The sequence below is a fragment of the Sphingomonas profundi genome (genome assembly GCF_009739515.1).
In the GTDB taxonomy this organism is placed as follows: Bacteria; Pseudomonadota; Alphaproteobacteria; order Sphingomonadales; family Sphingomonadaceae; genus Alterirhizorhabdus; species Alterirhizorhabdus profundi.
The window spans coordinates 4,510,256-4,532,267 of record NZ_CP046535.1 but is presented as its reverse complement, the minus strand read 5'-3'; the positions used below and the strand labels follow the sequence as shown (position 1 = coordinate 4,532,267).

At 64.0% G+C, this 22,012-nt stretch carries 19 protein-coding genes and 1 pseudogene; 8 read left to right on the top strand and 12 right to left on the bottom strand.

The window, feature by feature from the left end:
• The first annotated feature begins 16 nt into the window (after window positions 1–16).
• A complete protein-coding gene (locus GNT64_RS21395) occupies window positions 17–1,144 on the top strand; it encodes a phosphotransferase family protein (protein ID WP_156681322.1) in 1,128 nt (375 codons plus the stop codon).
• Window positions 1,141–2,259, top strand: coding sequence for an epoxide hydrolase family protein (locus GNT64_RS21390; protein WP_156681321.1), 1,119 nt, complete (start codon window positions 1,141–1,143; stop codon window positions 2,257–2,259). The genes GNT64_RS21395 and GNT64_RS21390 overlap by 4 nt, the downstream gene beginning before the upstream one ends.
• 96 nt (window positions 2,260–2,355) lie before the next feature.
• On the opposite strand, the gene GNT64_RS21385 is transcribed toward GNT64_RS21390, so the two are convergent.
• On the bottom strand, window positions 2,356–2,742 hold the full coding sequence (locus tag GNT64_RS21385; protein ID WP_277873282.1) for a transposase: 387 nt from the start codon (window positions 2,740–2,742) through the stop codon (window positions 2,356–2,358).
• A gap of 21 nt (window positions 2,743–2,763) precedes the next feature.
• Window positions 2,764–3,943 (bottom strand): annotated as a pseudogene (locus GNT64_RS21380) (IS256 family transposase).
• On the opposite strand from GNT64_RS21380, the gene GNT64_RS21720 reads away from it, so the two are divergent.
• Window positions 3,824–4,237 (top strand): hypothetical protein, encoded by a 414-nt coding sequence (locus GNT64_RS21720; RefSeq protein ID WP_197277447.1) that lies wholly within the window; start codon window positions 3,824–3,826, stop codon window positions 4,235–4,237. The pseudogene GNT64_RS21380 and the gene GNT64_RS21720 sit on opposite strands and share 120 nt — an antisense overlap.
• 163 nt (window positions 4,238–4,400) lie before the next feature.
• Here the strand turns inward: GNT64_RS21720 and GNT64_RS21375 are convergent, their stop codons facing one another.
• The 3 genes from GNT64_RS21375 to GNT64_RS21365 form a co-directional block, all read right to left on the bottom strand.
• Window positions 4,401–5,414 carry a DUF7064 domain-containing protein gene (locus GNT64_RS21375; protein WP_156681319.1) on the bottom strand — a complete coding sequence of 338 codons (1,014 nt, stop codon included), beginning with the start codon at window positions 5,412–5,414 and terminating at the stop codon, window positions 4,401–4,403.
• Window positions 5,415–5,491: 77 nt separating this feature from the next.
• Complete coding sequence (locus GNT64_RS21370; protein ID WP_197277190.1) at window positions 5,492–7,771, bottom strand: TonB-dependent receptor; 2,280 nt, start codon at window positions 7,769–7,771, stop codon at window positions 5,492–5,494.
• Window positions 7,772–8,030: 259 nt separating this feature from the next.
• Window positions 8,031–10,403 (bottom strand): membrane-bound PQQ-dependent dehydrogenase, glucose/quinate/shikimate family, encoded by a 2,373-nt coding sequence (locus GNT64_RS21365; RefSeq protein WP_156681317.1) that lies wholly within the window; start codon window positions 10,401–10,403, stop codon window positions 8,031–8,033.
• Between the two features lie 266 nt (window positions 10,404–10,669).
• Here GNT64_RS21365 and GNT64_RS21360 point away from each other — a divergent pair, with 266 nt between their 5' ends.
• The gene (locus tag GNT64_RS21360) at window positions 10,670–11,188 is read left to right on the top strand and encodes a nuclear transport factor 2 family protein (protein WP_156681316.1); all 519 of its coding nucleotides are present in this window, start codon (window positions 10,670–10,672) and stop codon (window positions 11,186–11,188) included.
• A 142-nt stretch (window positions 11,189–11,330) separates the two neighbouring features.
• Window positions 11,331–12,128 carry an SDR family oxidoreductase gene (locus GNT64_RS21355; RefSeq protein WP_156681315.1) on the top strand — a complete coding sequence of 266 codons (798 nt, stop codon included), beginning with the start codon at window positions 11,331–11,333 and terminating at the stop codon, window positions 12,126–12,128.
• A gap of 162 nt (window positions 12,129–12,290) precedes the next feature.
• Here the strand turns inward: GNT64_RS21355 and GNT64_RS21350 are convergent, their stop codons facing one another.
• The 3 genes from GNT64_RS21350 to GNT64_RS21340 all read right to left on the bottom strand — a co-directional run bounded on the left by GNT64_RS21350 (window position 12,291) and on the right by GNT64_RS21340 (window position 14,135).
• A complete protein-coding gene (locus tag GNT64_RS21350) occupies window positions 12,291–13,067 on the bottom strand; it encodes an SDR family NAD(P)-dependent oxidoreductase (protein ID WP_156681314.1) in 777 nt (258 codons plus the stop codon).
• Between the two features lie 33 nt (window positions 13,068–13,100).
• A complete protein-coding gene (locus tag GNT64_RS21345; RefSeq protein ID WP_156681313.1) occupies window positions 13,101–13,880 on the bottom strand; it encodes a glucose 1-dehydrogenase in 780 nt (259 codons plus the stop codon).
• A gap of 117 nt (window positions 13,881–13,997) precedes the next feature.
• On the bottom strand, window positions 13,998–14,135 hold the full coding sequence (locus GNT64_RS21340) for a hypothetical protein (protein WP_156681312.1): 138 nt from the start codon (window positions 14,133–14,135) through the stop codon (window positions 13,998–14,000).
• Window positions 14,136–14,403: 268 nt separating this feature from the next.
• On the opposite strand from GNT64_RS21340, the gene GNT64_RS21335 reads away from it, so the two are divergent.
• Together GNT64_RS21335 and GNT64_RS21330 are read left to right on the top strand one after the other, a co-directional pair.
• Entirely contained in the window at window positions 14,404–16,161 is a 1,758-nt protein-coding gene (locus GNT64_RS21335; RefSeq protein ID WP_156681311.1) for an N-acyl-D-amino-acid deacylase family protein, read from the top strand.
• Between the two features lie 24 nt (window positions 16,162–16,185).
• Window positions 16,186–17,676 carry a flavin-containing monooxygenase gene (locus GNT64_RS21330; protein ID WP_156681310.1) on the top strand — a complete coding sequence of 497 codons (1,491 nt, stop codon included), beginning with the start codon at window positions 16,186–16,188 and terminating at the stop codon, window positions 17,674–17,676.
• 39 nt (window positions 17,677–17,715) lie between these two features.
• On the opposite strand, the gene GNT64_RS21325 is transcribed toward GNT64_RS21330, so the two are convergent.
• Genes GNT64_RS21325 through GNT64_RS21315 form a run of 3 tightly spaced genes read right to left on the bottom strand, consistent with a single transcriptional unit; the run spans window position 17,716 to window position 19,861 of the window.
• Window positions 17,716–18,861 (bottom strand): acyl-CoA dehydrogenase family protein, encoded by a 1,146-nt coding sequence (locus tag GNT64_RS21325; protein ID WP_156681309.1) that lies wholly within the window; start codon window positions 18,859–18,861, stop codon window positions 17,716–17,718.
• Window positions 18,862–18,890: 29 nt separating this feature from the next.
• On the bottom strand, window positions 18,891–19,322 hold the full coding sequence (locus tag GNT64_RS21320; RefSeq protein WP_156681308.1) for a MaoC/PaaZ C-terminal domain-containing protein: 432 nt from the start codon (window positions 19,320–19,322) through the stop codon (window positions 18,891–18,893).
• The gene (locus GNT64_RS21315) at window positions 19,319–19,861 is read right to left on the bottom strand and encodes an FAS1-like dehydratase domain-containing protein (RefSeq protein ID WP_156681307.1); all 543 of its coding nucleotides are present in this window, start codon (window positions 19,859–19,861) and stop codon (window positions 19,319–19,321) included. Before GNT64_RS21315 ends, GNT64_RS21320 begins: the two co-directional genes overlap by 4 nt.
• Window positions 19,862–20,117: 256 nt before the next feature.
• Here GNT64_RS21315 and GNT64_RS21310 point away from each other — a divergent pair, with 256 nt between their 5' ends.
• Window positions 20,118–21,215 (top strand): zinc-binding dehydrogenase, encoded by a 1,098-nt coding sequence (locus GNT64_RS21310; protein ID WP_197277188.1) that lies wholly within the window; start codon window positions 20,118–20,120, stop codon window positions 21,213–21,215.
• Between the two features lie 35 nt (window positions 21,216–21,250).
• Here GNT64_RS21310 and GNT64_RS21305 read toward each other — a convergent pair whose 3' ends face one another.
• Window positions 21,251–22,012 (bottom strand): tyrosine-protein phosphatase, encoded by a 762-nt coding sequence (locus GNT64_RS21305; protein ID WP_277873248.1) that lies wholly within the window; start codon window positions 22,010–22,012, stop codon window positions 21,251–21,253.

Here is a 22,012-nt window from a genome sequence, read left to right as displayed (position 1 = left end):
GCGCAAAGCGCCGGGCGTGAACCGCTCAGTTCAGGGGGGTCAATTTTGCACGCCGATCAGCCCCGAACGGGGTCAACATTGCACGCTGATTCACACTCTTTCGGACAATGATCGTTTCGATGTCGCGGCGCTCGCGTCCTGGATGCGCGCGAATGTCTCGGGCTTTGAGGGGACGCCGGCAGTCCGTAAGTTCCGCGGCGGACAATCAAATCCGACCTTTCTCGTCGAAGCAGAGCGCCGCGCATTTGTCTTGAGGCGGAAACCGGTCGGAAGCCTCGTGACCGGCGCGCACGCGATCGACCGAGAATATCGCGTGATACAGGCCCTTCACAAAGTGGGTTTCCCTGTCCCTCGCACCCATGGCATCTGCGAGGATGCGTCGATCGCGGGCGCGAGTTTCTACCTGATGGACCGCGTCGAGGGTCGTATATTCTGGGAAACGAGCCTGCCGATGGTCGCGCCGGGCAGCCGCCGACAGTATTTTGCCGCTATGAACCGCACGATCGCGGATCTTCACAACGTTAGGTTCGACGACATCGGCCTTGGCGATTTCGGTCCTGGTCAAGGATATGTTGGACGGCAGGTGCGTCGTTGGTCCGAGGCCTATGAAGCGACGAAGACGATGTGCGGCGCGGTGCCTGACATCGCGCAGGTAGCCGATTGGCTGAAAGCGAACCTGCCGAACGATGAGGAGATCGCGCTCATTCACGGCGATTTCCGCTGCGACAATATGATCTTTCACCCGACCGGGCCGACGATAGCGGCGGTGCTCGATTGGGAGCTTTCGACGATCGGCAACCCGCTCGCTGATTTTGCCCATCATGCCATGATCTACCGCATGCCGCCTGACTATCTGACCGGGCTGTACGGTCTCGATCTCGCCAAATTCGGCCTCCCGTCGGAAGATGAGTATCTCAGCCAGTATTGCGCAAACGCCAGGCGCAGCGATTTGCCGCATTATGACTTCTATGTCGTTTTCGCGATCTACCGCCTTGCATCGATCCTGTACGGCATACGGCTCCGGACCGCGCAGCGGACTGCGTCTTCCATCACTGCTGATCGGGTAAGCAGACTGATCGAACCCCTCGCTCGTCTCGCGCGTGAGCAGGCGAACGCCATCAACACCAACGGAGCGACCAGATGATCACGCCATTCAAGATCGCGGTGCCGCAGGCCGACCTGGACGACCTGAGGACGCGGTTGAGATCCACGCGCTGGCCAGACAGGGAGACAGTTGGAGACGAGAGCCAGGGCGTCCGGCTGGCGGCCATGCAAAGCCTGATCGATCGCTGGGCCGGCGGCTATGATTGGCGCGCTTGCGAAGCCTGGCTCAATGCCAACGGCAACAGCAAAGCCACCATCCACGGGCTCGAGATCCAGTTCCTCCATGTGCGCTCGCCTGTCGCGGGCGCAACACCGCTGCTGCTCACGCATGGCTGGCCGGGTTCAATCCTGGAGTTTCGTCACGTCGTCGGGCCGCTCAGCGATCCGGAAGCCTTCGGCGGCAAGGCTGAAGATGCCTTCCACCTTGTCATCCCTTCCCTGCCCGGCTTCGGCTACTCCGAGCGCCCGTCTGCCGCAGGCTGCGACCTGCCGGAGATCGCGCGAATCTGGGCCGATCTCATGCAGGGGCTCGGCTATGATCGCTGGTTCGCGCAAGGCGGTGATCTGGGCGCGGGAGTTGCCACGCATATGGCCGTCCAGGGCGTGAAGGGGCTGGCGGGGATCCACTTGAACCTGCCTATTCTCTTTCCGCCTCCGATTGGAGATGGTGAGCCCGAGGAAGCGGAACTGAGCGCGATCAGCGACCTGATACACTATCAAAAGGAGCTGTCGGGCTATTCGCTTCAACAGAGTACGCGCCCCCAGACGCTTGGCTATTCGCTTTCGGACTCACCGGTCGGCCAAGCAGCCTGGATCTACGAGAAGCTGATCGAATGGAGCGATGGCGTCCCGTTCCCGCTTGACGAGATGATCGACAACGTCATGCTCTATTGGCTGACAGGGACCGCAACATCGGCATCAAGACTCTACTGGGAGAGCTTCCGCAAGGATTTCCATTGGATGCCCGTCGAGCTCCAGACGGCGGTTAGCATATTCCATGGCGATTTCTTCAAGCCGCCACGCATCTGGGGTGAGCGAACCTACTCGAATCTTGTATCGTGGGCCGAACAGCCCAAGGGCGGCCATTTCGCGGCTTGGGAGCAACCCCAAGCATTTGTGGATGAAATTCGGAGAGCTTTTCGACTGATGCGCTGACACTCAACGCTAGCCACACGCGCGGCCGAGTGTTCAATATCTTCAGATTGCCGCTTTTCCAGAAGGTTGGACGCCCGGCTTCATTCACGGGCGAAGTTATGATGTTTTCGGTGGTTGCGGGGACCCGCATAAGCCGAGAACGACACTCGCTGGCGATTGAGATCTAGCTGCTATGTGCTTGGTGGCATGTCGACCGTATCGGATAGCGATGCGGCGCCAGTTCTTGAGCCGGCAGAAGAGCCGTTCGATGACGATTCTGCGGCGGTAGATGCGTGTGTCGAGCAAATAGAGCGTGCGTCGTGAAGCGGTGGACGGGATCACGGCTTTGATGCGTCGCTCAGCGAACCAGCGGCGTAAGCTGTCGGCGTCATAGGCCTTGTCGGTGATCAAGCGGCAGGCTGGTGCGGCGGCGATCAACAGCGGCACAGCCATGCTGATGTCGGCGACGTTGCCAGGTGTGAGGGGAGTGTCCGATACTTTGATGCGGGAGGCCGGTTTTTGTCGTCAGATGAAGAATCTATCGTTGAAGATCACGGCGAATTGGCTATTCGCCTCGCCCCACTCCCGCAGCGGCCGTTTCCATTCGTCCGCCGCGCGGTTGAGGACGAAATATAGCAGCTTCGTTGCGACATCGTCACCGGGAAAGTGGCCGCGGGTGCGGACGGCGCGGCGGATCTTCGAATTCAAAGCCTCGATAGCGTTTATGGTGTAGATGATCCGGCGGACGCCCTCAGGAGAAGCGAAGAACGGCATGACCTGATCCCAGTGCCGCCGCCAATTCTGGGCGATGGCCGGGTGCTTCTTTCCTCAATAGCCTTCCTCGAACGCCTCCAGAGCCGCTAGACCGGCCTCCGGCGTCTTGGCGCGATAAACGCTGCGAAGCCACTGCGCGATCAGCTTGCGGTCCTTTCAGGATGCGAAGCTCATTCCGTTCCGGATCAGGTGCACGATGCAGGTTTGAACGATGGTTTCGGCAAAGACGGCGTTGATCGCGTCGGAGAAGCCTTTCAGGCCATCGACGACCGCGATCAGGATGTCGGCGATACCGCGGTTCTTGAGTTCGTTCATAACCCTGAGCCAGAATTTGGCGCCCTCGGTCTGCTCGATCCAGATATCGGGAACCTTCTTCGTGCCGTCAGGCTGAATGCCCAGCGCGATGTACACCGCCTTATTGCGGACAAAGCCTTCGTCACGCATCTTGACCCGGATCGCGTCGGGGAAGACGAGCGGATAGCAGGTATCGAGGGGCGGCCCTGCCATTCGGCGACCGCCTCCAGCACGGCATCGGTGACCGTCGAGATCAGGTCGGGCGACACCTCGATGCCGTAAAGCTACTCGAGGTTCCCGCGGATCTCGCGCACCTTCATGCCACGGGCGTACATCGAGATGATCTCATCGTCGAAGTTGGGGAAGCGACGCTGGTATCTGGCAATGAGCTTTGGATCAAACGTGCCCGCGCGGTCACGCGGAATATCCAACATCACCTTTGAGGCGCCCGTCAGCACCGTCTTTCGCAACGACCGTTGCGCCGATTGATTGCGCCTTCAACGCCTTTCTTCTCCAAATGATCGTCGAGTTCGGCCGCCAGCGTTCGCTCCGAGATCGCCTTTTACAGCTCGTCGAGCAGACCGTCTTTTGCAAACAGATCCTGTGGATCCCGCTCTGCCAGCAGATGGTTCAGCATGCACGTGAAGGCGCACCGCTCGGCAGCCGGCTCAAACATGGGGTGACGGTCTCAGCCGGCGTCCACGGCGTGTTGCTTACTAATCTGACCGGGCGGGGGCATACCGCCGGTAAGCTCAACGTGCTCACAAACGTCGCCATCATGGGGCCGTCGCACAGGCCTGACACACCCGTTGCAGAGCATACAGCAGTTTCTGTGCGACAATCGACTCTCGGACGAGATTTACACTATGACGTCATTTTCATCGCGGTTGCCGTGCCTGGAACAAGCTCTTTGACCGGCCTTAGAGAATGACGTCCATCAAACTACGCCACTAGGCGTGCCGGTTGTAACGACCATGTCTCATATGGCCGTCGCCAATTCGACGCCTACCGTAATCTTCAACAATGGGATCGGCGACCGAAGCGTCTATCCCGTTGCCGCAGAGAGACGCCACGGGAGTTGCCCACCGGCAATGTCAGGCCGGGTTGTAGCATAGCCTGAGATAGTCGTTCCACTGGACCTCCTGATGCTCGCCCCAGCCTTCGCCGTCGAACTGCGGCGAGGTCCAGCGCGCGAGCGCGATGTGGCAATGGCAGTTGTGCCATGGGTTCCACGGTACGCCCGCCGTGATTTCGCCGACGAACTCGTAGTCGCGGCCTTCCTCGTCGGTGCAGTGGATCACAGTGCGCAGCGGGGTAAGGGCTTCGTCGCGGGTGGTGATCTTGGATACCCGGGGCACCTTGAGCATCCGGCCGTCGCGCCGGATCCAGGCGTCCTTGACGATCTTCTCGGGCGGGACGTGGAAATGGTCTCTCCATTCCGGATCGAGCGCCGGATCGTCGTGGCAACCGATATTGAACACGAAGTCCTTTGAGAACAGCCCGTTCATCCACGTATAGGGCGGCACCGACAGCGTCATTTCGGGTCGCAGCTCGCCCCAGCTCCGGTCGCGATTGTAGAGGCAGTCGATCTCCATCGTCTCGCCGTTCAGCATGCAGGTTCCGGTGACGTGGCTGCCCTGCTCGAAATGCTTGTTGTTCGAGCGCATGGCCGCATCCATGAACGCAGTGAACGTCAGGTCGATACTGAAACCGCGGCCCTCATGGGCATAGGTGATGCGCTGTTGCTTCATCGGCTCGCTAAACTCGACGTGCATTCCGTTGGCGAGGGTGATGTTCTTGTCCGCATCGAAGATGTCGTCCGACATGTTGCTGTGCATGTCGTGAAACTCACAGAACATCGCATGCGGTTTGTTGCCGCGGTGAACCCAAAGTCCACCCGTTACCGAGCCGACATTCGGATGCATGTATATGTAAATGAAGCAATGGGTATTGGTCGGCGGATGCTGGAAGCCCCAGCACCACGTCTCGGTCAGGGTGGAACCCGCCACGCCCATCTTGCCATGGTAATGGTCGTCGCTGCGCTTCGCGCTACCGAAGCCGGTGGCGTCGGAAACCCATGCGATCTCGTCGTGCAGCTTGTCCGTCATTCCATGTCTCCCGATGCCCGCCAGAGCCGATCCGATGCACGCGCCGAGAAAAGGGGCGTCGCAAGCCGCGTCTTCCGTCAGTAGCTCGCCCGCACGCGCAGGCCGTATGTGCGGGGCTTGGCGACATAGTCGAACGCGCCGAACCCTGCGGCGCTCTGGCGGAAGCTCTGATATTTCTCGCCGGTTAGGTTGTTGATGAAGAAGCCTATCGAATAGGCGCCGTTGTCCGGGCCGACATTGCCGCTGATATCGGCCACCGTGAACGAACGCTGGAAGTCGGTCCGCAGCGGTCCGCCTGCGCCGGGGCTGAAATCATAACGGTCGGAATAGCGGACGTTGCCGGTGAGATCGGCCTTCCAGCCCGTGGCGACCGTGCCGCTGAGCGTGGCGCCGATATTGCCGGTGAAATCGGGCGAGCGGCCGAGCGGAAAACCGCTCAGATCCTCGGAGACGTTGGCGAAGACGGGGGCCGCAACCGACCCGGTCGGCCCCGCGCCCGCTCCGTTCGGAAAGTCCCGGAAACGGGCATGCAGATAGGAGGCGGCACCAAAGAAGGTGAGCCATGGCACCGGCTGATACTGGAAATCGGCCTCCACGCCCTTGCCCCGCGCGCTGGCGCCATTAAGGACGATCGAGCCGCCCAGATCGAGCCGCACCACCTGCACCTGCACGTCGCGATAATGGTAGAGGAAGGCGGCGATGTTGGCGCGCAGCTTGCGATCGGCCGAGGCGAACTTCGCGCCGATCTCATAGCTCTCGATCTTCTCCGGCCGGACGATGATGGCGGAGAAGGGCTGCGCCAAAGCGGGCGTGCTGTAGCCGCCGGCCTTGAAGCCCTTGTTGTAGCTCGCATAAAGGTTCACCGCGCCGGCATCATAGGCGACCACGAAGCGCGGCGTGAAGCTGTTGAACGAGATCGCCGGACCGTCGAAGCGCGCGGCCGGCAGCCCGAAGGCCGAGACGATCGTGTCGTTGAAGGCGCCGGTAATGTCGCGCTTGTCTTTCGTGTAGCGGCCGCCGGCGGTCAGCTTCAGCCGGGCAATCGGCTCAAACGTGATCTCGCCGAAGGCCGAATAGGAATTGGTGATGACGACGTTGCCGCCGGAGGGCAAAATCCCGCTCGGGCTGGCCGCCGCCGCCTGGCGGAAGCCGATGCCGTCGAAGGTAAGATCGAAATAGCCCTTGTCGTGCACGTAGGAGGCGCCTGCGACGGCGTGCAGCCGATCGGTGATGTCGGTGGTGGCCGTCACGTCCTGGGTAAACGCCTCGCTGCCCGAGAACTGCCCGTAGTGGAACAGCAGCGCGCGCGTGAAATCGAGATCGCTCACGCCATAATCGCGTTGGTTGCGGAACGCGGTCACGCTCCGCAGGTGAACGCCGCCGAGATCGCCTTCGAGCTGCAAATTGTAGAAATAGCTTCGCCCGCCCGTGCCGATGCGGCCACGAATGGCACTCTCGCTCTGGTCGGTGTCGTAGAAGCGTCGCACCGGCGACTGCGTGTCGGGAAAGCTGGACACGTCGCAGCCGGTACAGGTGAAGATCGGGCGGCCATTATAGCCGGCGAAAGGGCCGGTGAGATCGTTCACGGTCGTTGTCGTACCGAGGCGCTCGGCCGCCGGCGCCATGCTGCCCTTGTTCCAGTCGTACTGGAACGTGAGGATGGCCTTGAAGTCCGGGCTCGGCTCCCATGCCAGCCGTCCGCGCGCCGTCACGCTCTTGCGGCCGCCGAGATCATGTCCGGTCGCCAGATTGTGTACATAGCCGCCATCGTCGCGGTAACGCGCGGCGAAGCGCGACGAGAGCGTTTCCGACAGCGGGATGTTGACCACGCCTTCCAGCAGACGATGATCGAGGTTGCCGATCTCGGCAGTCGCGTGCGCCTCCAGCGTGTCTGTCGGAGCAGAGCTGTTGATCAGCACCGCACCGCCGCTGGCGTTGCGTCCGTAGAGCGTGCCCTGTGGCCCCTTCAGGATCTGGACGGTATCGACATCCAGCAGATCGTAGAGCGCGCCGAAGCCGCGCTGGGCGTAAGCGCCATCGATATAGGTGGCGACGGCAGGTTCGAGGCCGGCGTTAGGGAAGTTAGCGCCGACACCGCGGATGAAGATCATCGAATAGGTGTAGCCGGTATTGAACACGAAACCCGGCGTGACGGTCTGAAGCTGGTCCACGCTTCTGATGTTCAACTGCTCCAGCCGGGCCGGCGGCACGGCCGTGACCGAGAGCGGCACCTTCTGCAGATTTTCGGACCGGCGCTGGGCCGTCACCACGATCTCGTCCAGGCCGCCCGTACCGTCGACGGCCGTAGCGTCGCTGGTCGTGCCGGCTGCCGGTGCTGACGGATCGGCTTGCGCCATCGCCGGCGTTGTCGAGACACAGCCGATCAGCAGCGCTGTCGACGCGCACAGGGCCCCTCTGCTTTTCATCGTTGTTTTCCCGTTCTATGTTATCTTATCGTGCAAACAAGGGTGAACCTCCACCGGACAACGTTCAAGCACAGTCGCCAACATCGGCTTGACTGGAATAGATGTGAGAATTGTCTGCAAGGTCGATACGCAAACGGCAGGAGACACGGCCAGTGCTGGCGCCGGAAAGCCGCAGAAACTGCCGACCCGCTCAGCCCTTTTTGGACAATGCGAAAGCGATCAGATAATCGCCCGCCCCGTCCTGCAATTGGGGATGACCGCTCGCGGGGATGACAATGAACTGCCGGCCGCTCTTCGCCGAGTAGTAGCTCATCGGATTGGCGTGGCCGGCGGCCGGCAGCGCCTGCTGCCACAAGATGCGGCCCGTCCGCGTATCGAACGCGCGGAAGGTGCGGTCCTGGCTCGCCGCGATGAACATCAGCCCGCTCGCCGTGACCATCGACCCGCCGACCGCCGGCACGCCCATCGGGATCGGCAGCATCGATCTGATGCCGAACGGGCCGCTCTCAGCCGCGCTGCCCAGCGGCTTGCGCCACAACGTCTTGCGCGTGGCCAGATCCACCGCCGCAACCTCGGAGAAGGGCGGCTGGGTGCAGGGCACCCCGATCGGCGAGATGAACGGGCCGGTCTGTGCCGAGTAGCGCGTGCCGCCCTGCGCCCAGTGCTTGATGTCGAGCGGCCTCCCGGCGGCATCGAACGGCTGGTAGGTGGCCGCATCGGCATCGGCGCGCGGTACCAGCCGGTTGCGAAGCGGAAAGTGCATCACGTTCAGCACCATGATCCGCCGCACCGGATCCACCGAGACGCCACCCCATTCCGATCCGCCATAATAGCCGGGGTAGACGATCGTCGGTTTCAGGCCGATCGGCGTGAAATCGCCATCGTAGCGGGATTCGCGGAATTTTATCCGGCACCACAGCTGGTCGAACGGCAGGATGCCCCACATCTTCGCTTCCGTCAGCCGATCGCCGCTAAAGGACGGCATGCCGTCCGGATAGGGCTGCGTGGGCGAGAGTATCTCTCCCGGCACCGGCTGCTGCGGCACCGGACGCTCCACCGTCCGTACCAACGGCCGCCCGGTGCGCCGGTCCAGCACGAAGAACACACCGCGCTTGGTCGGCACGATCACCGCAGGGCGCGTACCGCCACCGATGGGAAAGTCGGTGAGCGTCGGAGGCGACGGATTGTCATAATCCCAGACGTCGCGATGGGTCGTCTGGAACACCCAGCGAAGCGCACCGCTCTCCGCATCCAGCGAGACTACGGAACTGCCGAACCTGTTCATAAGCGGGGAGCGGTGGGCGGCGACGTAATCGGGCGTGGCGTTGCCGAGGGGCACGAAGACCGAGCCGAGCGAGTCGTCCGCCGTCAAAGGCGGCCAGGCGTTCGGCGTGCCGGGCGTGTATCGTTCGCCTTGCCCAGGCTCGCCGGCCTGCCCCGGTCGGCCGAGATCCCACGCCCAGGCGAACCTGCCGGTAGCCGCATCAAAAGCCCGGATGACGCCCGAAGGCTCCCGGGTCTTCTGGCCGTCCAGTACCGAGCTGCCGAGGATCAGCTTGCCGCGCACGAGGATCGCCGGCGAGGTATAATAGAGATACGCGCGAGGGATCGGCCCCATGCCGGTCGTGAGATCGACCTGCCCGCCAGAACCGAAGGTTTCGCAAGGGCGGCCATCGGCAGCGCGCACCGCGATCATGCGGGCGTCGTGCGTGAGGATGACGATCCGCGCGCCGCACGCGTCGGCCGCACTACCCGCAGCCGACGGCGCGGGAACGTAGGTCACGCCCCGGCACATCGCGGCGGCGATGCCCTGTCTGTCGATATGCGGATCGTAGCGCCAGCGGATCGCGCCGGTTTCGGCATCCAGCGCGAACACGTCGTTGGCCATGCCGCAGGTGTACAGACTATCGCCGATCTTCAGCGGGGTTGCCTGCAGCGCGCCGACCATGCCCTTGGGCGGCATGCCGAGCCGAACCTTCCACGCGACCGCCAGACGACCGACATTGCCGGCGTTGATCTGATCGAGCGGGGAGAAGCGCTGGGCCGCGTTGGTGTTGCCGATCGACGGCCACTCGTCGGCGCCCGGCGCCACACCAGTCATGTCCGGGGCCGCCGCGATCGCGGCGGTGCGATCGCGCAGGCTCCACAGGCCCGCGCCCACGCCGAGGATCGCCAGCAGGCCCACGCACGCGACGAGGATATGAGCGCCGGCGGGGCGTGGCCGGCGGAGAAGCCAGCACAGCAGCATGACGAGCCCGCCGCCGACCAGCAGATTAAGCCGTGGCAGCAGCGCCCAGCCATCCAGGCCGGCTTCGAACACGGCCCAACCCAGCGTCGCCAGCAGCACGACCAGGTATAGGAAATAGGCGGCGCGATGGCCACGCCACAGCAAGGCCCCGGCCGCGGTCAGGGCAACACCCGCAAGGGCATAATAAAGTGAACCGCCCAGCACGGCCAAATAGAGGCCTGGTAGAAGATGAAGCAGCCCAACCAGAACCAGGCAGATCGCGATGACCCGCTCGAACCGATGCGCCCCCGACGTCTTCGCGGCGCCCGCCTTCATGCTACGTCTCTCCAACGGCTTTCCCGCAGCCTGAAGCTCACCACAGCCCTTTGCCGTCCGACAAGTCGTCAGTCGATCGAGGCAATGCGCACGTCACGTAGGGACACATCCAGCGAGTCGGCCCGCGGTTCCCGGCAGCATGGTTTCTTGCCCTGCGCTGCAGTCCGCCCTCGTATCTTGGAAAGCCATTGCAAAAAGCAATCATGGGGGATGACTAGAGCAAATCCAGGCGCGTCCGAATAGCAAACCTACGGGATGAACAATCTATGACAAGCGATCGCGAGGATATAACGCATATAATCAATCTCTACGGATTTGCCGTCGACACGCAGGATTTCGATCTGTTCGATCGCATATTCACCGAGAACGTTGATGCGAAGTATAATGAGGAAGCTCACTGGAAATCTCGCACGGATCTGAAAAGAGATTTCATATCCTATCACGATCCTTTCGACGGTACGCATCATGTTATGTCGAACCATCTCATTGATGTGCGCGGCAACGAGGCCAATTGCGTCACCTACGCCCACTGGCGGCTCTACCGCAAAGGCGTTCCCGGCGGCGAGTTCTGGGAGGGCAATGGTTGGTATGACGATCACGCCATCCGCACGGATGCCGGCTGGCGGATCGATCGGCGGCTCTGCCGCATCATCTGGTGGGGCGGCAACCCGCTCGTCAATGCGACCGACCCGACAGTGCAGTTCGATTTGCCGGTCACGTCGCTGAGGGTAGAACGGCAGAACGGCTCCGTTTGGTTCCACACCGCGCAGTACGATCCAGACTGATCAGCCGCGGCCGTAACTAACAGCTTGATACCCGGCAGGTTAGGGATGGCGCACCCGAACGGCCCCGCTGAACCGGCTGCGTTTCGACATCGGGCGTGCACCGCCGCGCAACTCAAATCAGGCATTTGGAGGAGGCGAAGCAATGGATCTCGGTCTTGCTGGTAAAGTGGCGCTGGTCGGTGGCGGCAGTCGCGGCATCGGTCTGGCTGTGGCGAAGGATCTGGCGGCAGAGGCCGCGCACGTCGTGATCGCCGCTCGCGACCGGACGGCGATCGACGCCGCCGTCGCCGACATCACGGCGTCCGGCGGAAAGGCCAGCGGCATTTCTGCGGACATGTTCTCGGAAGAAGGCGTCTCACAGGCGGTACGGCATTGCGTAACTGAGTTCGGCAGCATGCCCGATATCGCGATCGCAAACGTCTACGGCACCGCCCGCTACAGCTTCGACGAAGCCGGGAATGAGGTCTTCCGGGCGGGATACGAACAGATCGTGATGAGCACCGTGTATCTCGCCCGGGCAGTGCTGCCTTCAATGAAGACGAAACGGTGGGGTCGCATCGTCACGATCGGTTCCTTCTGCGCGAAGAAGCCGCATTGGCATATCCCGCTGATCGTGGACAACGTCACCCGCGCCGGTGCCGTGTCGCTGAGCAAATCTTTGTCGAACGAGGTGGGGCGCTACGGCATCACCGTCAACACGGTCGGCCCCGGTTTCATCGATACGGAGATGGCGGTCGAGTGGATGCGCGCCATGGCGGTCGAGCAGGGAAAGGATCCGGACGCCGATCGGGCCACCCGCGATGCGACCATTCCGATCGGCCGCAACGGACGCCCAGACGAGCTTTCCGCCGCATGCGTATTCCTGTGTTCGGAACGGGCGAGCTATATCACCGGGCAGTTGCTGATGGTGGATGGCGGGCTGGTTCCCTCTCCTGTCTAGCGTGCGGCGAAGGCAGCGGCCCGAACTCGCCCGCTCGCAACGGTTCTGGGGCGCCGATACCGAGGAACGCGGCGATGTGTCGATCCCGCAGTTCGCGCTGGACAAAACGCGCCATAGCGCGCGGCGGCAGGCGCGGCTCCCCACGCCCATCGCCGCCGGCGGCTACAAGCCGGCAAGAGCGGCGGTGCCTCCGCCATCGACGACGAACTCGGATCCGGTGGAGAAGCTCGCCTCGTCGCTCGCCAGGAACAGCGCCATGCTGGCGATCTCGTCCGCGCGGCCCATTCGCGACATAGGCACCATCGCCATCAGCTTTTCGTCGAGCACCGCGGCCGCCTCGCTGTCGACCCTCCACGGCGCGAAGATCGGCGTCTCGATCGGGCCGGGATGGATGGAGTTGCAGCGGATCGCCAGACCCCGCCGGGCGAAGTTCACTGCGATCGACTTCGTGAGCAGCCGTACGGCACCTTTGGTGGCCGAATAGCCGCAATCGGTCGCCGTCGCCAAAATCCCCGCATTGGAGGATATGTTGATGATCGAACCCGAAGCGCCGCCCGGATTGGCCTGCATCGCCAGCCCGCCATGCTTGCAGCCCAGCATCACGCCGGTCACGTTGATCGCGAACAGGCGGTTCCAGGCGTCCAGATCGATGGTCTCCAGCGCGCCGGGACCGAGGATGCCGGCATTATTCACCAGCACGTCTAGCCGGCCATGCTGGGCCACCACGTCGGCGATCGTCGCGCGCCACTGATCCTCCTGGCTTACGTCCAGCCGGACGAAACGGCTGCCGGACGCCACGGCCACCGCCTCGCCTTTCGCGGCATCAACGTCGCCGAACACCACATGCGCACCCTCGCGCACGAAGCGCTCGACCATGGCCGCGCCCAGACCTGAGGCGCCCCCGGATACGAAAGCCACCTTGCCGGCAATCCTGCTCATGCCTTCTCCCTCTGCGAACGTTGCCAACGCACATCACTCAGTATGGCCGAGCGTCGCCGAGTTGACGAGAAGGCCGGACGACCATGCGCCATCGACGGCAAGTTCCGCGCCGGTGATGTACGAGGCGTCGTCGCTGGCCAGAAAGAGGCTGGCATGGCCTACCTCGTCCGGCTCGCCGACGCGACCGTAGGCGATGGCGTAATCGCGTGCCATCTGGGCAGAGTCGAGCGCACCGTCAGGGTTGAGCATCGGCGTGTCGATCGCGCCGGGATGCACCGAGTTGACCCGGATCTTCCACGGCGCCAGTTCCAGCGCGGCGGCCTTGCTGATCCCGCGCACGCCCCACTTGCTGGCATCGTAGGCCGCCATGCCGGCCGTGCCGCGCAGGCCGTTCACCGAGGAAATGTTGACGATGGCGCCGCCGCCCGCCGCCTTCATGCCGGGGATGACCGCCTTCATGCCCATGAAGGTGCCGACCAGATTGATGGCCAGCACCCGTTCCAGATCCGCCTTCGCCGTCTCTTCGACCGCGCTGTAGAAGGTGATCGCCGCATTGTTTATCAGGACGTTCACCGGCCCGAACCGCGCCATCGCGTCGTCGACGACCTGCTGCCACGCCTCCTCGTCGCGCACGTCGAGAGCCGCGAAGTGCGCCTTGCCGCCCAGATCGCTTGCCAGCGCCTGACCGGCGTCGGCGAGCACATCGGCGATGATCACGCTCGCCCCCTCGCGCACGAATAGGCGAGCCGTCGCCTCGCCCTGCCCCCGCGCACCGCCGGTCACGATCGCGACCTTGCCTTCGAGCCTTGCCATACCGGTCCTCGCCTGTCCGTTGAAGGGGCGTGCTACCATTCGCGGCGAGTTGCCTTGTGACGGATGCGGAGATCGCTCATGTCTGGGGAGGACGGGCGCGATCGATGCAGATCGCGATCACGCCGGCGCGCGGCAGATGCGATCCGCGCAGGCCGTCAGATGGTTGAGCCACGCCGGATCGGATAAGCTGTCCATGCGCATCCACGCAGCCGGCAGCGACGCCAGCAACGCGATCGGGCCGGACACAATCGTCATGATCGTGACAGATATGTCGCGTGTCGCCCCTCTACATGGGTTTCCGCGCGAGGCGCGGGCGCAAGGCCGCGAGCAGCTCATCATGCACGGTTCGGACGTCCGCGATACCTTCATCATGCCTCTTTTCCCAAGTTCTTGCCTCAAGACGCAATACGCGGCTCGTATACGCGCAATATCGGCCCGAATTGTTCCGGCGCACAATTATGTCGCCGCGCGCCTGCCCGGCCCCGTGATAGCACCCGTCGACAACAGGATCGCGAGAGGCTGCATGGAACATGATCTCATCATCCGCAACGGAACGGTGGCGGATGGCAGCGGCGGCGCACTCTACGTAGCCGATGTGGCGCTGCGCGGCGAGCGCATCGTCGCGGTCGGCAAGGTTGCGGGACGGGCGCCGCGCGAAATCGACGCGATGGGGAAGCTCGTGACACCCGGTTTCGTCGATATCCACACCCATTATGATGGACAGGTGATCTGGGAGAATCGCCTCCACCCCTCGTCCGGCCACGGCGTTACCACCGTGGTGATGGGCAATTGCGGCGTCGGCTTCGCGCCGTGCCGGGCCCAGGATCGCGCGCGGCTGGTGCGGCTGATGGAAGGGGTCGAGGACATTCCCGACGTGGTGCTCACGGAAGGACTGAGTTGGGCGTGGGAGAGCTATCCCGACTATCTCGACGCGGTCGAGGCGCGACCGCACGACATCAACATGGCCAGCTACCTGCCCCATTCGGCGCTGCGCGTGTTCGTGATGGGCGAGCGCGCCGCCGCCGGCGAGGACGCCACACCGGAGGATCGCGCGCGCATGGCGGACATCACGCGCGAAGCCATACGGGCGGGCGCGATGGGCGTGTCGACCTCACGGACGCTGTTCCATCGCTCCAGCGACGGCGGGCTCGTTCCCACCCTCGACGCGGGCATCGATGAACTTCACGCGCTGGGCGCCGCGCTGCAAGCGGAGGGTCGGGGCATTCTCCAGATCGCGAACGACTATAAGGGCAACACAGATATCGACGGCGAATTCGCGCTGATGGCCCGGGTGGCGCGCGAGACGGGGCGGCCGCTCACCCTGCCGATGGCGCAGGTCCATTCCGACCCGCAGGCATGGCGTCACATCCTCAAGTTGGTGAGCGACGCCAACGCGCAAGGCCTGACGGTAACGGCGCAGGCGCTGCCACGCGGCATCGGCCTACTGTACGGCCTCGAACTCTCGATGCACCCCTTCGTATTCACCGAGGCCTATCGGGCAATCGCGAGCCTGCCGCTCCGCGATCGCCTCGCCCGCATGCGCGACCCGGCCGTGCGCCGGGAGATCATCGCGGGCGATCCGGGCGATCCGGCCGCGCCGCTGATGGGCTTCGTCCGCCGTTTCGACAATATGTACGAGATGAGCGACCCGCTGGATTACGAGCCGTGCGCCGAAACCTCGGTCGCGGCGCGCGCGCAGCGGCTGGGCGTGCCGCCGGAAGCGCTGGCCTATGACCTGCTGCTCAATCGCAGCGATCAGGCCGCCTTCTTCATGCCCTTCGCGAATTATGCCGACGGCAATCTCGATGTCGCGCTGGAACTGTTCCGTCATCAACATGTCGTGCCGGGCCTTGGCGACGGCGGCGCGCATTACGGCGTGATCTGCGACGCCAGCTATCCCACCTTCCTGCTGACCCACTGGACGCGGGATCGCCAGCGCGGCGAGCGCATCGGCGTGGCGGAGGCGGTGAAGGCGATGGCGCGCGATACCGCCCTGATGGTTGGGCTGGAGGATCGCGGCCTGATCGCGCCGGGCTATCGCGCCGACATCAACGTCATCGACTATGATCGATTGGCGCTGCACGCGCCGACGATCGCCTTCGACCTGCCGGCGAACGGCCGGCGCCTCACCCAGCGGGCGGACGGCTACGTCGCCACGATCGTCAACGGCGAGATCGTCTACAGCAACGGCGCGCCGACCGGCGCCCTGCCCGGTCGCCTCATCCGGGGGCCTCAGCCGGCACCTGCCCAAGCGATACCGGACGCCGCGGCCGAAGCCTGAACATCGACATCGAGGTATCCTGCCATGACAGACCCCACCCCCGCCGCCGCCCGCGCGCCACGGAAAGCCCGTCGGATCGGCATCATCGGTGCCGGCCCCGGCGGCATGGCGGCGGCCATCCGCTTCAGGGCGGCAGGCTATGACGATATCGTGATCTGGGAGAAGGCCGATGGCGTGGGCGGCACCTGGTTCCACAATCGCTATCCCGGCCTGGCCTGCGACGTGCCCTCCCACCTCTACTCCTTCTCCTTCGATCTCAATCCGCGCTGGTCGCGCGCGTACGCGCCGCAGCCGGAAATCCTCGCGTACATGAGCGGCATTCCCGACCGGCACGGACTGTGGCCGCACATCCGCCTCTCGACCGAGGTTCGCGACGCCACCTGGGACCATGCAGCGGCACATTGGACCGTCTCACTCGCATCGGGCGAGACCGAGGATGTCGATATCCTCGTCAGCGCGCAGGGCATGTTCAACCTCATCAAATGGCCCGCGATTGCCGGCCTCGACGATTTCGGCGGCGCGCTGTTCCATTCCGCGCGCTGGCGCGACGACGTCTCGCTGGATGGAAAGCGCGTCGCGGTCATCGGCACCGCGGCCAGCGCCGTGCAGATGGTGCCGGTGATCGCCGGGCAGGTGGCGCAGCTCGATCTGTATCAGCGCACGCCCAATTGGGTACTCCCGAAGAACGACCCGATCTTCGACGATGCGGTCCTCGCCGCCCGCCAGGCCGATGGCGCGCTGGTCGCGCGGGAACGAAGCCGGCTGCATGACGAGATGGACGACATGTGCAACTGGACCCAGCTTCAGGATGACGGCCCGTTCGTCGAACTGTGCCGGCAGAACCTCGCGATAGTCGAAGATCCGGAACTCCGTCGCAGGCTGACGCCGGATTTCAACTGGGGTTGCACGAGGCCGCTCTTCTCGAACGATTTCTACGCGGCGTTCAACCGCGCGAACGTCGGCCTGATCACCGGCGGCGCGACGCGCATCACGCCGCAAGGCATCGTCGACCGGGACGGCATGGAGCGCGATTATGACGTCATCATCTGCGCGACCGGCTATGAGGTCGATCGCTTCCTCTCCGCCATTCCCGTGCGCGGTAGCGACGGCATAGACATCGCGGATGCCTGGGCCGACGGAGCGCAGGCCTATCTCGGCGTCGTGACGGCGGGCTTTCCCAATCTGTTCATGAGCTTCGGGCCGAACACCAACAATTGTTCGCTGATCGCGATGGCGGAAATGGAGGCCGCCTACATGGTGCGCTGCGTAGAATGGATGGATGCCAACGACGCGGCGTGGATGGATGTCAAGCCAGAGGTACAGGCACGCTACAATGACAAGCTTCAGGCGGATATAGGCCGCGTCTGGGTCTGGCAGGGTGGTTGCCACAATTACTATGCAACCGCGAGCGGCCGGATCGTCACGCAATATCCGCTGAATATGCGAAGCTATCGCGACAGCACGGCGATCGTCGACCCCGACGCGTTCGAGGTCGGCATGCACGCGATGGCGTAGGGCCAACCCCGGCCGCACGAGCGGCCGGGACTGACCCGGTCAATAGGACTTCGGCAGGCCCAGCGCCCGCTCGGCGATGTAGCTGAGCACGATCTGGTTGTTCACCGGCGCCACCGTATTGTTCTGTGCGGCAATGTAGAACGGCAGAATGTCCTGGCTGACATCGACGCCGGCACCGCCGAACGTCGTCATCGCGATCTCGGCGGCCATCTTGAACGCTTCGGACGTCAGGATCTTGACCATGTTCGCTTCCAGCCCAATGGGCTCGCCGCGATCATATTTCTCGGCGGCGAGATACATCATCGTACGCCCCGCCTCGATATAGGTCTTCGCGCGCGCCATGGGATGCTGGATCGACTGATAGGTGCCGATCGGCGTTCCGAACGGCGCGCGCGTCTTGGCATAGTCCGCCGCCCGGTTGAGGACATAGTCCGCCTGGCCGACGTTCATTGCGGCGACCAGCAGACGCTCTGAATTCAGCGAATCGAACAGGATGTTCAGCCCCTTGCCCTCCACACCGACAAGAGCATCCGGCTGCAATACGACGTTGTCGTAGTAGACGACGTAGTTCTTCTCCGGCAGGTACATGCCGATATCCATCTGCGTCGTGGAGATGCCCGGCAATTTGGTATCGACGATGAACAGCGATATGCCGCTCTTGCGATCCGTCGCGTCGTGCGCCTCGGTACGCGCCACAAGCAGGCAGTGGGCGGATTCGACGAAGGCCGTCTGGTAGGTCTTGGAACCGTTCAGCACATAGGTTCCGTCCTCTTGGCGGACGGCGGTCGTCTTGATCTTGAAAGTGTTCGTGCCCGAATCCGGCTCGGTAATGCCGAAGCTGAAGAACTCCTCGCCCGTCGCCGTCGGCGGCAGGTAGCGCCGCTTCTGCTCCTCGCTGGCATGGCGCAGCAGCGGCTCGCGCGACATGAAGTTGGGCACCGCCAGCGGCAGCAGCAGCGCCTCGCGATGCAGCAGATCGATCGCCAGCACGATATCGTGCAGCGATCCGCCCGCGCCGCCATATTCCTCCGGCAGGCCCATCGCGAGCAGGCCGGTATCGACCCACATTTCCCACAATTTCGTCGGCAGTTCGTTCTTGCGGCCGCATTCCGCCACATAGGCGCGATCGACGCGCTTGATGATCGTGTCGCAGATATCGCGTACGGCGTCGGACGTGTCGGACATCGATGGGCTCCGTGAAATGACCTGCCGCGTCAGGCCGACGCGACGGGGAGTAGGATGCTGCTCTGCACGTCGCACACCGTTCCGGCCTGCGTTGCCAGACGAATCACGAGATCGATCCGCCGCCGGCCGCCCTCGACCGCATGGCCGACGACACGGCCCGAGCCTGTGAGCGTGTCACCAGGATAGACGGAGGCCTTCATCACCATCTTCCTGCGCGCGACGAACGTGGCCGGCCCCGCCCAGTCCGTCGCGACGCGATCGGCGAAACCCTGCAGGGCCAGGGTGTTGAGGTAGATCGACTGCTGCCCCTGCTGCTGCGCGAAGAACGGATCGCTATGACCGGGAAACAGATCCCAGGTCGCCATGGGTGTCATCACGATCTTCTCGTATGTCACGCGCAGCGATATCTCGGGCAGGATGTCTCCCGCGGTCACGTCGCCGATGCGAACACCCTCGATCATGCCGGCTTCCTCGGTTCGTAGCGAAACTGAATATTCGTCAGCGTCGCCACCACCTCGCCGGTGTCGTTCTGGTACGTGGAGACGGTGGTCACGAACCGGCCGATACCGAGGCGCGTTTCCTTTTCCTCAGATATGTCGGTCGCCACATCCCAGAAGTTCAGCGTCTCGCCCAGGTAGATCGGACGGTGATACTCCACCTCGGTCGATATGTTGATCAGCGTGCTGCCAGGCAGCGGCAGCTTCATCAGCATATAGTCCAGCTCCACCTGCCGATCCGGCAGCCAGGGCAGCGGCATCGTCAGCGCCTGCAGCATCGCCGGCGGCGCGACGGGACGGCCCCAGAGGCGGATCGCCGTCGCCTCGTCCCAGTAGCTGGCGTTCGCATCCTCGATCAGCGCGAGGAACTGGTGCGATCGCACCGCGCTGGCCGGATGCGAGCCGAAGTTGGTCGACGAGCGGCGGCCCAGCAGCGCCTTGCCCTCCTCGTAGCTTCCCTGCGTGGGGGCGGTGCGGTCCCGGATCGGTTCGTCGGCGCTCATGCCTCAGGCTCTATCGATGCAAATGGCTTCGTCCATGCTCCGAAAGGCATAGCGCCTTGTCCAGTCAGGACCGTGCCCGCCGATGGCGAAAGGTCTGCGAAACGGAGATGACGGGCAGCCGCAACCGGCTGGGCGTTTGGCGAAATAACGGGTCGCGGTGCGTAACGGGGCTCCGCTTGCCGGCCGTCATCCGCGAAGCCAGTCTGCTCGATGATAGCCGCGACGCCGCGACGATGGCGCCGCCCGAGGAGACGGTATGACGATCAGGACGGAAGCCGCCATCGCGTACGAAGTAGGCCGGCCCATGGTGATCGAGCAGGTGGAACTCGATGCGCCGGGCGAGGGCGAGGTACTGGTCGAGGTGAAGGCCGCCGGCCTCTGTCATACGGACCTCGGCGTATGGGAAGGCCACAGCCCGATCGGCGCGACCTTTCCGCTCGTCCTCGGCCATGAAGGCGCCGGCATCGTGCTGGAAACCGGACCGGGGGTGACGGACCTGGAGCCGGGCGATCACGTCATCACCTTCGCCCCCGAATGCCAGCTTTGCGGCGCGTGCCACTCCACCAAGGGTAATTTCTGCGAGGCCGTGCTGTCCGGTTATGGTGCCGAGCCGTCGATCACCGCCGGCGGACGCAGGGTCTTCGCGGGCTATGGCGTGGGCACGTTCGCCAATCATCTTGTCACCACCTCAAGCCGGCTGGCGCGGGTGCGCAAGGACGCGCCGTTCGACGAGATCTCCTATCTCAGCTGCGGCGCGACCACCGGCATCGGCGCGGCGCTGATCGAGGCCAAGGTGGAGGCCGGCGCCTCCGTGGTGGTGTTTGGTCTGGGCGGCATCGGCCTGAACATCATCCAGGGCGCCCGCATGGCCGGCGCCACGACGATCGTGGGGGTGGACATCAACCCGCAAAAGGGCGCGATGGCGTTGCAGCTCGGCGCGACGCACTTCGTTGATTCCAGCACGCTGGAAGGCGATCTCGTCGGCCACCTCCTCGAGCTTACCCGCGGCGGGGCAGACTATACGTTCGAGGCGGTCGGCAATATCCGGTTGATGGAACAGGCGCTGGCCACCGCCCGCATCGGCTGGGGGGTGTGCACGATCGTCGGCGTCGCACCGAGCGGCGAGAAGCTGGGCGTCCTGCCGTTCGACCTCATCATGGGCCGCAAGCTGCAGGGGACCGCGATGGGCGGCGTGCGCGGCAAGAGCCAGCTTCCGGAGATCGTCGACTGGCTGATGGAGGGCCGGTTCGACCTGAAAAGTCTCATCACCGCCCGCATGCCGCTCTCCGCGATCAACGAAGGCTATGACGGGATGCGGCGCGGCGAGGGACTGCGATCGATCATAACCTTCTGATCGCACGCCGACGGCAGCGCGGAAGGGGCGAGCATTCAGCCGACGAGCAGCCGCCGACGCAGCTCCGCGCGACCGCTCCCGGTCAGCCCGACGGTATCGAGATATGCGTCGACCGAACCGCATCGATGCTCGATCTCGTCGAAGAACGCCATCAGATAGTCGGGCTTTACGTCGAGCAGATGCCGCATCAGTTCGATCCGCACCGCCACGCCATGTCGATCGGCGAAGCGGCGGATCGCGGGCTCCGCCATCGCCAACAGGCCCGGCGCGCCGCTGGATCGCATATAGTCAGCGACGATCGCGTCGCGCGGCACGCCGAGCGCGTGCAGCACCAGTGCCACGAACATGCCGGTGCGATCCTTGCCGGCGCTGCAATGCGCCAGCATCCGGCCGTCCATCTCCATCAACCTGGCGAACGCCCGCCGGAACAGCGGCGGATAATGGGCATCGAACGGCAGTGCGCGGTAGAGTTCCGCATAAATCCTGTCGGATCCGTCCTCGTCGAGCAGCCCCGCGCGCAGCGGGGCCAGATGCGGCGCCTCGGCCGAATGATCCCCATCGTGGAACAGCACACGATCCGCCCGATCGCCCGGCCATGACGACGGCTGTTCGTCGCGCTCTGCGGCGTAGCGCAGGTCGACAACGAGCGCGAAATCAAGTGCGTGCAGGTGCGTGGCGTCGTCATCGCCCACGCTGGCGACCGCACCGGAGCGGAACAGGCGGTCCCGCACGACGGTGCTGCCGCAACGCGAGGGAAGGCCGCCGAAATCACGCAAGTTTACGATGCTTTCGAGCAC